Below are 13,060 nucleotides of genomic sequence, written 5' to 3' on the forward strand. Positions count from 1 at the left end.
AGCTAGAAGGTTTCTTCGTTATTGTGTTGTTTTTGATTAAACGTCTCGCTCTTTTCCTCCTAGATTATCCTATTCTCCCGCAAAACAACAAAAAAACGGACTGAAAATCAGCCCGTTTTTACACTTATTCATGATTACCTGAATAACCTTTACTATTTTCCTTGGTTTTTCATTTGTTGCATCATTTGTCTAACCTTTTTCTCTGACGGTTTTTGACCCATTGATGCCATCATCATGCGTAACATATCCTCATTAACGGGAGGATTTTTTTTGAAATAATCTTGCATATATTTGCGTGCAAGGAAAAAGCCCCCTGCAGCGCCTACTAATAAAGCGATTACTGCGATTAATACTACCCAACCTGTTGCCATTGAAACTCTCTCCTCTCCGTATAGTTTTGCTCTCAATGAATTATTTTACTAGAAATAGCAAAAAAAGAAAAGTTCTTTTTGCGGGATTTCTCTTAAATAATGAAAAAAGTCTGATTTTTTTGCAAAATAGTGATTAAAAGTCAAAAATATACGCTCTTAAATGTCAATAGGACCTTTAAGAGCGATTGTTGCTTTAGTTTTGTCCTTGAATTTTTTCTAATAATTCTGGATCAAATGTTTGATTTTTTAACATCGCAATTTCAAAGCCGTAAGGGGCCTTTTTATTTTTTTTGTCTTCTCCGACATAAGGTGTTTCTAAAATTTTTGGTAAAGCAGTTAATTTTTCATGGTGAACCACACCGTTTAAAGCTTCAAAACCAATAGTGCCAAAGCCAATATTGGCATGACGATCTTTATGTGAGCCCATAGGATTTTTAGAATCATTCACATGAATAACTTTTAAACGATCCAATCCGATAATTTTATCAAATTCAACTAATACGCCATCAAAATCATCTTTTACATTATAACCTGCATCATTAATGTGGCAAGTATCCAGAGTGACAGAAAGTTTATCATTTAGCGTAACTCCGTCAATAATCGCAGCTAGTTCATCAAACGTACGGCCGATTTCGGTTCCTTTACCAGCCATTGTTTCTAAAGCGATTTGAGGGATTTGCTCTTTCCACAAGACTTCGTTTAGACCTTTAACAATTTGTTTGATGCCGGCTTCTGGACCTGCACCAACATGAGCACCTGGATGTAACGTGATTTGCGTTGCTCCCAACGCTTGTGCTCGCTCAATTTCTTGACGCAAAAAGTCTACGGCAAAACCGAAATTTTCCGTTTTAATTGTATTACCTAAATTAATAATATACGGGGCATGAACGACGATATTACTTAAATTGTGTTCCTTCATAAAAGCTTGCCCAGCTTCAATATTCATTTCTTCAATCGGTTTCCGGCGCGTGTTTTGTGGCGCACCTGTATAAATCATAAAGGTTGTTGAGCCATAACTAGCCGCTTCCTCGGCAGAGCCTAATAGCATTTTCTTGCCACTCATACTAACGTGTGATCCTAATAACATGTGGTTCCTCCTAATAATTCTTCTTTTTCTTTTGGTAGTGTTGATACTGTTGCAGCCATTCTTCTAGCGTGATTTTTATTACTAATTCGCCAATTAGTTCATAGGGTATTCGCTTAGGATTAGTGAAGCGAAGACAACTTTTCCCCATGTTTAGCTTTGTTGACACTTGTTCCTGATAGGCTTCTTGAAACCAACTTCGGACGGCTTCATTTCCCATTAATCCCATGTGATATAAAGCTACTTGCCTTTTAGTAGCGCCTAAGCTGATAAATGGTAACGGCTCATCACCACGGTTGAGATAGCCTTCTGGAAATACTGAAAGCGGCACAACAAAGGTTGGCATGCCATATTGCATTGTTAATTCAAATCCTGCTGGCAAATTTTGCGAAACGGCGTCTAATACTTGCTGATAAGCAATTCGCCATTTTGGTTCGACTGTTTCGATGTATGCTGTAACTGTTTCAATTGACTGCCCCATTATTTCTTCCTTTGCTGATAAAGAGCTTTGGTTTTATAGCCTTCTTTTAAAATGACTAACATTTCAGTTTGCCGCTTTTTCCGTGTCTCCGCTCGCTTTGCACTAAATACATACCGCGCCCACTCTTTTTGATAACCAGGCGTTAATGCAGCGAATGTCGCTGCAGCAGCTGGTTCTGTTTGTACCAACGCTTCAATTTCTGGTAAATATTGAACATAATCCCCAACAGCAGAACTGGTCTGATTCTTCGCTGGCTTTTTAAGAACATTCTTCATGCCGACAACCGTAAAAGTCTCATCTAAACTAACCATGCGATTAAATTTTAAGGTTGAGCCTTTAATATACCCATCTGCCTCGTTTACTTGTAATGTTGGAAAAATTTCATCTCGGTGGACAAAGGTTGGATACATTTTATTGCCTTTTTTCGGATAAGCCACATATAACAACCCATTTTCTACTAAATGTTGACCTTCAATCACCATTGAAACAATCTCTTGAAATTCCGCCATCGTTTTCACAAATGCAAAAATCAGCTCAACTGGTTCTGAGGGTAATTGCTGCGCGGCTGAAGCAAATTCAGATAGATACTCTGCCTGTGGTCTATTTAAAATAACTGGTTGCTGATACTTCGTTAAGTTTAACTTTTCGACAATTGATTTCATAACCTACTCCTTATAGCGACTGCACTTTTTATTCTAGCATAGCACAAGTTATCTGTAATTGAATATGCCCAATAGTAAAAAAGAGTTTTTTGTAACAGAATTAATCCCAATTTATCTTTTTTAAAAGCGAAAGCTTGGAACCTGTTGTCTAAACGACCTTCGTCCCAAGCTTTCATTTTTTTAGTATTTTAACAAGAAATATTTTTTCTTCCCGCGACGAATCACAGTAAATTGTCCTTCGATTTTATCAGTTTCTGTCAATTCAGCTGCTAAATCTTGTCTACGTTCTCCATTGACGTAAATCGCTCCATTTTGAACATCTTCACGGGCTTGACGTTTGGATGGTTCTATTTTTGAGGTAACTAATAAGTCGACTAAACTTAATTGATCCTCTGGTTGCACCTCGTACGTTGGTACATCTTTAAAGCCTTGTTTAATTTCTTCTGCTGTTAAGCTTTGGATATCTCCGCTGAACAACGCTTCTGAAATTTTAACCGCTTGATGATAGGCTGCTTCACCGTGAACTAAAGTAGTCACTTCTTTGGCTAACGCTTTTTGCGCAGCACGTTGACCTGGGTTCGCTGTAAATTCTTCTTCAATTGTTGCAATTTCATCCAATGTTAAGAAAGTAAAGTATTTCAAGAATTTCACGACATCACGATCATCTGTGTTAATCCAGAATTGATAAAATTCATATGGCGAAGTTTTTTCCGCATCTAGCCAAACTGCGTTTCCTTCTGTTTTACCAAATTTGGTACCATCTGCTTTTGTAATTAAAGGCATAGTTAAGCCAAATCCTTGAACTTCTTGTTCTCGGCGTAATAATTCAATCCCTGAAGTAATGTTTCCCCATTGATCACTGCCGCCTAATTGCAATAAACAACCTTCTGTTTCGTACAATTTCAAGAAATCATACGCTTGTAATAATTGATACGCAAATTCAGTATAAGAAATTCCTGTTTCGATTCGACGTTTCACGCTTTCTTTACTCATCATATAGTTAATTGTAAAGTTTTTTCCCACATCACGTAAGAAATCAATTAACGAAAGCTCTCCAAGCCAATCATAGTTATTTGCTAGAATCGCTGGATTTTTTTCATCTTCAAAATCGATAAAACGTGACAACTGGCCCTTAATACTTTCAGACCAAGCTTTCACTGTATCAAGTGTGTTTAAACTACGCTCTGCATCTTTGAATGATGGATCACCAATCATGCCTGTTCCGCCACCAACTAAAGCAATGGGCACATGACCATTTTGTTGGAAACGACGTAACATAAGAATTGGCAGTAGATGCCCGATGTGTAAACTGTCTGCCGTTGGATCAAAGCCGATATATAATTTAACAGATTCTTCATTTAATTGTTTTTGTAAGGCTTCTTCATCTGTGACTTGGTAGACCAACCCACGGGCTTTTAATTCTTCAAAAAAAGCTGAATTCATGATTTTCCTCCTATAGTAAAACATAATAATAGATCAAATTCCCCTATTCATAGTAACCGATTCTGTCACACTTGAAAAGTCAAAAAATGAGATTTCCCTATTTTCTCTTAAGTTTTTTCAACAAAAAATGGCAATTGGTGTAGAAACTATTCATAGAAGCTTTTTTTTGCTATAATAACACAGAATGTATCATTTTATTGAGGTGAAGCTTTTGAAAAATAATTCAAGTAACAATAAGCAAAAACCAACGACCTCTTCTGGCGGCAATGTCTTTTTACTTATTTTAAATGTCATTATTCGCGTTTTTCAGTCATTAGTGGTTTTTGGGGTTATTCTGATTGTCTTAGGTGGCTCTCTTGGCTTAGGTATCGGAATGGGCTATTTTGCTTTTCTAGTTGAAGATACACAGCCCCCAACGAAGGAAGAATTGCAAAAAGAAATCAGTGATATTACCGAAGTGTCAAAAATGACTTACGCAGATGGTACTCCGATTGCTAACATCAAATCAGATTTAATTCGGACACGAATTAATGGCGATCAAATGTCTCCATTGCTAAAAAAAGCCATTATTTCAACAGAAGATGAATATTTTGAAGAACATCATGGGGTGGTACCAAAAGCGCTAGTTCGAGCGTTGATTTCTGATGCGACAGGTATCGGCGGTTCTTCTGGTGGTTCAACATTGACTCAGCAATTGGTCAAGCAACAGATTTTAACTGATGAAACGACCTTTAAACGGAAAGCCAACGAAATTTTATTAGCTTTACGTATTGAAAAATACTTTTCTAAGGACGAAATCGTGACAACTTATCTAAATGTCTCCCCTTTTGGTCGTAATAACAAAGGTGAAAATATTGCAGGCGTGGAAGAAGCAGCCAAAGGACTCTTTGGTAAAAGTGCCAAGGACTTGAATCTTCCTCAAGCGGCCTTTATCGCAGGACTTCCCCAAAGTCCCATTGTTTACACGCCCTATACTAACACTGGTGCCTTGAAAGACGATTTGTCTTTAGGAATGAAGAGAAAAGATTTTGTTCTTTTCAGTATGTACCGAGAAAAAGCAATTTCACAAAAGGAATATGAAGAAGCCAAAGCTTACGACTTGAAAAAAGACTTTTTACCAACTGAACAGGCCAATGTCAATACAGAAGGCTATCTATACTATACGGTGTTAGATAAAGCAGTTGAGATTGTCATGGATTTAGATATGAAAAAAGCTAAAGTTAATCGTGATGATTTAGATCAAGTTGGTTTAGATCAATATGAAGAACAAGCACGTCGCGAAATCCAGTCGCAAGGCTATACAATCCAATCAACCATTGATCAGAACATTTATAACACGATGCAAACCGCTGTCGCAAATTATGGTTATTTGCTTGATGATGGCACTGCAGATGTCAATGGGAATACAATGATTGAAACTGGCAATATTTTAATGGATAACGCTACTGGTCGTATCCTTGGTTTTATCGGCGGCAGAAACTTCGATATTAATCAAAACAACCATGCCTTTAATGCCGATCGTCAAGTTGGTTCTACGATTAAACCAATTTCTGTCTATGGCCCTGCGATTGATCAAGGACTCATTGGTTCTGAAAGTCGTCTGGCCAACTACCCAACGACTTATGCTGATGGTACAGAATTTGTTAATTCCACAAATGTGGATTTAAATCAATTCGTGACTGTTCGGAATGCCTTGAATTGGTCTTTCAATATCCCTGTCGTTCATGTTAATAATGAGCTAAGGAAAAAAATGGGTGATGATAATTTCTCTTACAATCACTACTTAAGTAAAATGAACTATCCAGCTTCAGATGCTTGGGCTTACGAATCTGCGCCATTGGGTTCAGTAGAAACAAATGTTGTAACACAAACAAACGGCTTCCAAGCGCTTGCTAACAAAGGTAAATATCAAAAAGCCTACATGATTGAAAAAATCACAGACAATAGCGGACATGTGGTCTACGAACACAAAGATGAAGGAACGCAAGTTTATTCACCGGCGACCGCTTCTATTATGAATGACTTGTTGCGCTCAGTGGTGGATTCTGCGAATACGACAAAATTCAAACCAACATTAGCTGGCTTGAATCCTCATTTAGCCAGTGCTGATTGGGTCGGAAAAACTGGGACAACTAATGACTATAAAGATTCATGGCTAATTGTCTCTACCCCGACTGTGACACTAAGTTCTTGGTCAGGACATGATCTACCAGCGCCAATGACGACGACCAGCGGCGACAATAACGGGAATTATATGGCGAACTTAGCTAACGCGCTGTACTATGCGAATCCAGAATTGTTTGGCATTGGTCAAAAATTTGAATTAGACCCAAGTGTCATTAAATCAAAAGTTTCTGAATTTACTGGTGAAAAACCTGGCTCAATTACCTATAATGGTGCCAAGTTCAATACACCTGGCAAAACAACGACTTCATACTATGCCAAAGATGGTGCACCACAAAGTACCTATAAATTTGGGATCGGTGGAACAGACAGCAATTACGCTTCTTACTGGGGAAATCTTGCTCCACGTGCCACTACAAATAATAACAACAACAATAAAAACAACGAAAATAAAAAGAACAATAATTAACTCGCTAAAATGAGCCAGAAAACGTATTTTTCTGGCTCATTTTTAGGTATCAAAAAACGAGAATGGGACAATAATCAGAAAAAAATCTGATTATTGCCCCATTTTTTTAATTTCAAAGTACACAAAAAGCACTCATTCCTGTAAGATTAAAGTGACGAAACCCAATCAGAAAGGAAGCGAGTGCTTTATGTTTAAAAATTATACCATCAATCAAACAACTTTACCATTAGATATGGAACAATATATTCCTGAAACAGATGTCGCTTTTGCGGTTAATGCTTTAGTCGAAGCCATGCCACAAACACTCTTTCTTAAATTAGAAGAACAACTAGGCCGACCGGCCTACCACCCCAAAATGATGTTAAAAATTATTTTATATGCTTATACGCAACGTGTTTTTTCAGGTCGTAAAATTGAATTTCTATTAGATGACAGTTATCGTATGCGTTGGCTAGCTAACCACGAACAAGTCAGTTACCGGACCATCAATCGCTTCCGAAGTCAGGAAACAACTGCTCACCTTTTAGCAGAAGCCTTTGTCTTATTCCGCCGTCAATTAATCACCAATCAGGTAATTGACAATGAAGCGCTATTTATTGATGGTACAAAAATCGAAGCGGATGCCAATAAATTCAGTTTTGTCTGGCGCAAAGCAACAAATCGGTATGAAGCTGCTTTGGATAAACAATCAAACGAATTCTATCAAACCCTTTATAAAGAAGAAATCTTGCCTTCTTTAAAAGAAGAAAACCAAAGTGATAGATTGACAAGCACCCAATTGGAAGAAATCGCGCAGCACTTGGAAACAGAGTTGGTGGCGACAGAAGAACAACTACAAAAGGAAAAGAAGAAAGAAAAACAAAGCCAATTAAAGAAAAAAAGAAGAACCTACAAAAAGTATCTACGCAAAATCCAAGCGGATTATTTACCAAGAAAACAAAGATATGAAACCTATAACCGCCTTTTTCAAGAGCGAAATAGTTTTTCTAAAACAGATACAGATGCCACATTTATGCGGATGAAAGACGATTATATGCGCAATGGTCAACTAAAGCCAGGCTACAATTTACAAATCGCAACAGAAAATCAATATGTCCTAGCGTATGATCTGTTCCCGAATCCAACAGATACAAAAACTTTAAATCCATTTTTAGACAGCTTTTTGGAACAACACAACGAATTACCCGAGTATATTGTAGCGGATGCCGGCTATGGAAGTGAAGAAAATTATACGTATATCAACGATGTCTTGCATAAAACGCCATTAATCACCTATGCTAGTTATCATAAAGAAAATAAAAAGACCTATAGAAACAGTCCTTTTATGGTTGATAACTGGCGCTATTTGGAAAAAGAAGATACATATATTTGTCCTGCCCATCGGGCAGTTCCCTTCAAGCGATATAGTCGAAGAAAAGATAAAGGCGGATTTGTCCGTGACTTCAAAATTTATGAATGTGAAAATTGTCGAGATTGTCCTGTTCGTAGTCAATGTACGAAGGCAAAAAGTGAGCAAAACCGACAAATTTTAGTGAATAATACATGGCGCTATTTCAAAGCCGAATGTAAAAAGAAGCTTTTAGAGGAAAAAACAGGTTCGATTTATCGGAAACGGAAAATCGATGTCGAACCAGTGTTCGGCCACCTAAAGGCTCATTTGGCGTTCCAACGTTTCCACTTACGAGGGAAACAAGGAGCCAAGATTGACATTGGCTTGGCGCTCATGGCATTAAATTTAAGAAAATTAGGGAAATATATGGAGAAAAAACAACGTAAAAATGAAAAACCAAGTCCGATTTTGAAAGTAATCATCAAAATCGGACTTGGTTTCTTTTGGAGAAAGGACTATTGTCCCACTCTCGTTTAATTCAATTTATTTTGTTGAACCTTTTTGATCAATTCCATAAGGTAAAACAACTGTTTTTTCTTCAATTTCTTCTTTGTTCATTAGTTTTGTTAATAAGCGCATTGACACGGCACCGATATCATATAAAGGTTGTGTAATACTTGATAGACGTGGACGAGAGACTTCTGTAAGCAATGAGTTATTGCTTGTAATGATTTCAAATTCTTCTGGAACTTTCACACCAGCATCAAGCATCCCATCTAATAAACCAATCGCTAGCTCATCATCTGTAACAAAGGCAGCAGTTGCCCCACTATTACGGACACGCTCAGCCAAATTAATGCCTGCTTTAAATTTATATTCAGATTCAAAAACTAAGCCTTCATTATAAGACAAGCCATTTTCCGCTAAGGCTTCTTTGTAGCCTTTCATTCGGTTTTGACCATTAATTGGATCGATTAATGCACCACTAACAAAAGCAATTTTTTTGTTCCCATTTTTCGCTAAAGTCGCTGTTGCATCTTTCGTTGCTTCTGTGTAATCAATATTAACGCTACCAACTTGTTCGTCTGGATCAATTGAACCTGCTAAGACAACAGGTGTTTTTGAACGTGAAAATTCACCACGAATATCATCTGTAATACGATGACCCATAAAGATAATCCCATCTACTTGCTTGGCAAGTAAATTGTTTAATACAGTAACTTCTTTTTGATCGTCTCCATCTGAATTAGCTAAAATGATATTATATTTATACATTGTAGCCACGTCGTCAATGCCACGTGCTAATGAAGCAAAAAATGCATTACTAACATCTGGAATAATGACACCCACTGTTGTCGTTTTTTTACTTGCTAAACCACGTGCGACTGCGTTAGGACGGTAATCTAAGCGATCAATCACTTCTAAGACTTTTTTACGCGTTGCTGGTTTTACATTGGGATTACCATTGACAACACGAGAAACAGTAGCCATAGATACATTTGCCTCTCTAGCAACATCATAAATTGTAATTGTTTGTTTTTCCATGTTTCTTCTCCTATAAATATGAATTTGTTCTCATTTTCTGAAAACACTGTTTACATTTCTTTCCTAGCCTAGAATATCAAAATTCTTCTATTTTTGCAACCGTTTTATCGTTTTTTCATGAAAATTTACTTTCCATTTCAAAAGGAACTTTTTGTCATTTCATGTTATGATAGTACTGTGATTCACTTCAGAATAAAAGAAAGAAGGATGTTTTATGAATCAAGAAAAAATTGCCGATTTAAAAAATTGGATGCACCAAGAAAAGATTGACTTCACTTATATTAGTGATCCTGGTCATATCGCTTACTTTTCCGGTTACGAAAGCGAACCTCATGAACGCGTGTTAGCTTTGTTTATCGCTGCGGACGACCAATCATTTTTATTTACACCTGCATTAGAAGTCGAAGATGCCGAAAATAGTAGTTGGACTTATCCCGTTTATGGTTATTTAGATAGCGAAAATCCTTGGGAAAAAATTGCGGCTTTATTAAATAAACGAACACAAGGCACACCACGCTTTGCTTTAGAAAAACAAGCTCTTTCTTTAGCTCGTTTTGATCAATTGAAAACCTATTTCCCAGCTAGCGATTTTTCGCATGATGTTACGCCTTTAATTGAAAAACTTCAATTAATTAAAACAGAACCTGAAATTCAACGTTTACTAGAAGCTGGTAGTTGGGCGGATGTCGCTTTTGAGATTGGTTTCAAAGCAATTCAAGCAGGCGTTGCGGAACAAGAAATTGTTGCAGAAATCGAGTATCAATTAAAACGTCAAGGTATTCGCTCAATGAGTTTTGATACGTTAGTCTTAACAGGAAAAAACGGAGCTAGTCCTCACGGGGTACCTGGCGAAACAAAAATTGAGCCCCATGACTTAGTGCTATTTGATTTAGGTGTCGTTCATAATGGCTATTGTAGTGATGCCACACGAACAGTCAGCTACTTGGAACCTTCTGATTTCCAAAAAGAAATTTATGGAATTGTCTTAGAAGCACAATTAGCAGCAACTGAAGCGGTGAAACCTGGTGTTACAGCAGGCGAATTAGATGATATTGCTCGAGGTGTAATCACAAAAGCTGGTTATGGTGAATACTTTAACCATCGCTTAGGCCATGGCATTGGAACCACTGTCCATGAATACCCATCGCTGGTTCATGGCAATGATTTAGTCATTGAAGAAGGTATGTGTTTCTCTATTGAGCCCGGTATTTACATTCCTGGAAAAGTAGGCGTTCGTATTGAAGATTGTTTACACGTAACCAAAACAGGCTCCGAACCATTCACTAAGACAACCAAAGAATTGCAAATTATTGAATAGCATAAAAATAAAATGAGGCCATCAGTCAACCGGACTGATGGCCTCATTTCTAAATTTTAAGGTAAGCCGCTGAACAAAAGCAACACGATCCGTTGCTAACTTTCATAAGCTAAACGCTTGTTACCCTTTAAATTCTTTTTTTACGTCTTTCGCTGCATCTTTAACATCTTCTTTTGCTTCTGCAGCTTTTTCAGGAACATCTTTGGTGGTTTCTTTTGCTTCATCGACACCAGCAGAAACAGTTTCTTTGGCCGCTGCCGCAGAATCTTTAACGTCAATATAGATATCTTCTGCTGCATCTTCGGCAATTTCACCTAAATCTTCTGCGTGATCTTGAGCATCGTCAGCTGCTTTTTTAAATTGATCAGATAAATCACCTGTTTGTTTTTTAAAGTTATCAAGCATGTCGCCAGAAACACCTTGTGCTTTATCCAATGAATCTTTTGTTTTTTCTTTGACAGAACCTGCCAAATCAGAGGCTTGATCTGATAAAACGCCGGCTTTTTGTTTTGCGATTTCTGTTAATTCTGTTCCTTTTTGAACAGCATAATCTGTGTAATCTTGCGCTTTGTTTTTTAAATCATCTGTTTGATTTGATAAATCATCACGTAATTCTTTACCTGATTTTGGTGCAAGTAATAATGCGGCAACGGCTGCTGCTGTTCCACCAATTACTGCTCCTAAGAAAAATCCGCCTTTTTTAGCCATAAAAATCTCCTCCAATTAGTTATTTGTTTTTTTATTTTTTGAACGCATTGCTCTAAAAGCAGAACCGCCTACTTTACTCACTAAACCAGCTTTCGCTGTGCCTTTCCCTACGGTTCCTACCTTTGTAATCAAATGTTTACTTGAGGTGTTCAATTCAGAGACACTTTCGCTTAAATCAGCAACGGCCGTAAACAACGGATCAATCGTTGCCACTTTTTGATTCACATCTGTCAATAGTTCATTACTTTTAACAAGCAAGCCTTCCACTTGGCGACTCAATACATTCACATCGCTAGTCACGACTTTGATTGTTGTGTTTGTTTCATCAATTGTATCTTCAATTTTTGAAACAACTTGAGAAACTTTATATAACACAAGTACTAAAAAGATGACTAAAACAACAAATGCTACCGCTGCAATTAAGGCAGCAATTTCCCCACCTGACATATCATTACTCCCCTCTGAAATTTTATTTATAATCTTAGGATAACACCAACTTATATTTTTCACAACTCATAAAGCTAAGAATGCCAATTTATTTTATAAAATTCTCATGCCCTTTTCTTTAAGAAAATAAGCGTAAAATTTCCTTCTAACGAATTGAAATTTTACGCTTATTTTTATTTATTTTTCTTTTGGTTGCTCTTTTTTCGCTAATTGAGCACCTAAATTAATAATGTATTCTCGTAAATTATCTTTTACTTCTGGATGAGTCAAACCATATTCAATGCTTGTTTTCATAAACCCAAATTTATCGCCAACGTCGTAACGTTCTCCTTTAAACTCACGAGCAAAAACGCGTTGTGTTTTATTTAAAGTGTCAATCGCATCTGTTAACTGAATTTCGTTACCAGCTCCTGGTTTTTGATTTTCAAGTACATCAAAAATTTCAGGGGTTAATAAATAACGGCCGATAATCGCTAAATCACTTGGTGCTTCCTCGGGTTTTGGTTTTTCAACAAAATTCTCGACATTGTATAGTCCTTTTTCGATTTCTTTTTCTGGGTTGATAATACCATATTTTGAAGTATCTTCATGGGGTACTTTCATTACCGCAATTGTCGAAGCATGTGTTTGTTCGTAATCATCCATTAATTGTTTCGTTAATGGCACTTTATCTTCCATTAAATCGTCGCCTAACATCACGACAAAAGGTTCATTGCCAACAAATGCTTTCGCTTGTAAAACAGCGTGTCCTAAGCCTTTCGGATGGGATTGACGAATAAAATGTAAATTAACATCCGTTGTTTCTTCGACTAATTTCAATAAATCGGTTTTATTTTTTTCTTTTAAGTTATTTTCTAGTTCAACATTTGAATCGAAATGATCTTCAATCGGACGTTTGGCTTTGCCTGTCACAATTAAAATATCTTCGATTCCTGAAGCTAGTGCTTCTTCTACAATAAATTGAATCGTTGGTTTATCAACAATCGGCAACATTTCTTTTGCCATCGCTTTAGTAGCCGGCAAGAAACGTGTTCCTAACCCAGCTGCTGGAATAACTGCCTTTTTAACTTTCATCTTT

13 protein-coding genes are annotated in these 13,060 nt (G+C 37.1%); 3 read left to right on the plus strand and 10 right to left on the minus strand.

The window, feature by feature from the left end:
• Positions 1-152: 152 nt before the first annotated feature.
• The 6 genes from IGK54_RS07430 to tyrS all read right to left on the minus strand — a co-directional run bounded on the left by IGK54_RS07430 (position 153) and on the right by tyrS (position 4,041).
• Entirely contained in the window at positions 153-371 is a 219-nt protein-coding gene (locus tag IGK54_RS07430; RefSeq protein ID WP_002357397.1) for a YneF family protein, read from the minus strand.
• 193 nt (positions 372-564) lie between these two features.
• A complete protein-coding gene (locus tag IGK54_RS07435) occupies positions 565-1,458 on the minus strand; it encodes a deoxyribonuclease IV (RefSeq protein WP_002357396.1) in 894 nt (297 codons plus the stop codon).
• 10 nt (positions 1,459-1,468) lie between these two features.
• A complete protein-coding gene (locus IGK54_RS07440; protein WP_142957134.1) occupies positions 1,469-1,936 on the minus strand; it encodes a DUF1801 domain-containing protein in 468 nt (155 codons plus the stop codon).
• The gene (locus tag IGK54_RS07445; protein WP_002409442.1) at positions 1,936-2,598 is read right to left on the minus strand and encodes a YdeI/OmpD-associated family protein; all 663 of its coding nucleotides are present in this window, start codon (positions 2,596-2,598) and stop codon (positions 1,936-1,938) included. Before IGK54_RS07445 ends, IGK54_RS07440 begins: the two co-directional genes overlap by 1 nt.
• Positions 2,595-2,774, minus strand: a complete 180-nt coding sequence (locus tag IGK54_RS07450; protein ID WP_002365741.1) for a hypothetical protein — start codon at positions 2,772-2,774, stop codon at positions 2,595-2,597. The genes IGK54_RS07445 and IGK54_RS07450 overlap by 4 nt, the downstream gene beginning before the upstream one ends.
• Positions 2,775-2,778: 4 nt before the next feature.
• Positions 2,779-4,041, minus strand: coding sequence for a tyrosine--tRNA ligase (tyrS, locus tag IGK54_RS07455; RefSeq protein WP_002357324.1), 1,263 nt, complete (start codon positions 4,039-4,041; stop codon positions 2,779-2,781).
• Between the two features lie 184 nt (positions 4,042-4,225).
• On the opposite strand from tyrS, the gene IGK54_RS07460 reads away from it, so the two are divergent.
• Together IGK54_RS07460 and IGK54_RS07465 are read left to right on the plus strand one after the other, a co-directional pair.
• On the plus strand, positions 4,226-6,634 hold the full coding sequence (locus tag IGK54_RS07460; RefSeq protein ID WP_430602845.1) for a transglycosylase domain-containing protein: 2,409 nt from the start codon (positions 4,226-4,228) through the stop codon (positions 6,632-6,634).
• A 187-nt stretch (positions 6,635-6,821) separates the two neighbouring features.
• Positions 6,822-8,501, plus strand: coding sequence for an IS1182 family transposase (locus tag IGK54_RS07465; protein WP_430602847.1), 1,680 nt, complete (start codon positions 6,822-6,824; stop codon positions 8,499-8,501).
• Positions 8,502-8,507: 6 nt separating this feature from the next.
• Here the strand turns inward: IGK54_RS07465 and ccpA are convergent, their stop codons facing one another.
• Positions 8,508-9,509 (minus strand): catabolite control protein A, encoded by a 1,002-nt coding sequence (ccpA, locus tag IGK54_RS07470; RefSeq protein WP_002357319.1) that lies wholly within the window; start codon positions 9,507-9,509, stop codon positions 8,508-8,510.
• Positions 9,510-9,723: 214 nt separating this feature from the next.
• On the opposite strand from ccpA, the gene IGK54_RS07475 reads away from it, so the two are divergent.
• Positions 9,724-10,827, plus strand: coding sequence for an aminopeptidase P family protein (locus IGK54_RS07475; RefSeq protein ID WP_002366790.1), 1,104 nt, complete (start codon positions 9,724-9,726; stop codon positions 10,825-10,827).
• A gap of 120 nt (positions 10,828-10,947) precedes the next feature.
• Here IGK54_RS07475 and IGK54_RS07480 read toward each other — a convergent pair whose 3' ends face one another.
• From IGK54_RS07480 to galU, 3 genes are all read right to left on the minus strand, one after another.
• On the minus strand, positions 10,948-11,535 hold the full coding sequence (locus IGK54_RS07480) for a YtxH domain-containing protein (RefSeq protein WP_002381831.1): 588 nt from the start codon (positions 11,533-11,535) through the stop codon (positions 10,948-10,950).
• Positions 11,536-11,550: 15 nt separating this feature from the next.
• Positions 11,551-11,982 carry a DUF948 domain-containing protein gene (locus tag IGK54_RS07485; protein ID WP_002357316.1) on the minus strand — a complete coding sequence of 144 codons (432 nt, stop codon included), beginning with the start codon at positions 11,980-11,982 and terminating at the stop codon, positions 11,551-11,553.
• A gap of 177 nt (positions 11,983-12,159) precedes the next feature.
• On the minus strand, positions 12,160-13,056 hold the full coding sequence (gene galU / locus IGK54_RS07490; protein ID WP_002357314.1) for a UTP--glucose-1-phosphate uridylyltransferase GalU: 897 nt from the start codon (positions 13,054-13,056) through the stop codon (positions 12,160-12,162).
• Between the last annotated feature and the right edge of the window lie 4 nt (positions 13,057-13,060).

The organism is Enterococcus sp. DIV2384, from assembly GCF_050534975.1.
In the GTDB taxonomy this organism is placed as follows: Bacteria; Bacillota; Bacilli; order Lactobacillales; family Enterococcaceae; genus Enterococcus; species Enterococcus faecalis.

Coding starts and splice junctions, on each gene's coding strand:
- IGK54_RS07475 (WP_002366790.1), top strand. CDS start 9,724: ATGAATCAAGAAAAAATTGCCGATTTAAAAAATTGGATGCACCAAGAA.
- IGK54_RS07430 (WP_002357397.1), bottom strand. CDS start 371: ATGGCAACAGGTTGGGTAGTATTAATCGCAGTAATCGCTTTATTAGTA.
- galU (WP_002357314.1), bottom strand. CDS start 13,056: ATGAAAGTTAAAAAGGCAGTTATTCCAGCAGCTGGGTTAGGAACACGT.
- IGK54_RS07480 (WP_002381831.1), bottom strand. CDS start 11,535: ATGGCTAAAAAAGGCGGATTTTTCTTAGGAGCAGTAATTGGTGGAACA.
- IGK54_RS07485 (WP_002357316.1), bottom strand. CDS start 11,982: ATGTCAGGTGGGGAAATTGCTGCCTTAATTGCAGCGGTAGCATTTGTT.
- IGK54_RS07460 (WP_430602845.1), top strand. CDS start 4,226: ATGTATCATTTTATTGAGGTGAAGCTTTTGAAAAATAATTCAAGTAAC.
- IGK54_RS07435 (WP_002357396.1), bottom strand. CDS start 1,458: ATGTTATTAGGATCACACGTTAGTATGAGTGGCAAGAAAATGCTATTA.
- ccpA (WP_002357319.1), bottom strand. CDS start 9,509: ATGGAAAAACAAACAATTACAATTTATGATGTTGCTAGAGAGGCAAAT.
- IGK54_RS07445 (WP_002409442.1), bottom strand. CDS start 2,598: ATGAAATCAATTGTCGAAAAGTTAAACTTAACGAAGTATCAGCAACCA.
- IGK54_RS07440 (WP_142957134.1), bottom strand. CDS start 1,936: ATGGGGCAGTCAATTGAAACAGTTACAGCATACATCGAAACAGTCGAA.
- IGK54_RS07450 (WP_002365741.1), bottom strand. CDS start 2,774: ATGAAAGCTTGGGACGAAGGTCGTTTAGACAACAGGTTCCAAGCTTTC.
- IGK54_RS07465 (WP_430602847.1), top strand. CDS start 6,822: ATGTTTAAAAATTATACCATCAATCAAACAACTTTACCATTAGATATG.
- tyrS (WP_002357324.1), bottom strand. CDS start 4,041: ATGAATTCAGCTTTTTTTGAAGAATTAAAAGCCCGTGGGTTGGTCTAC.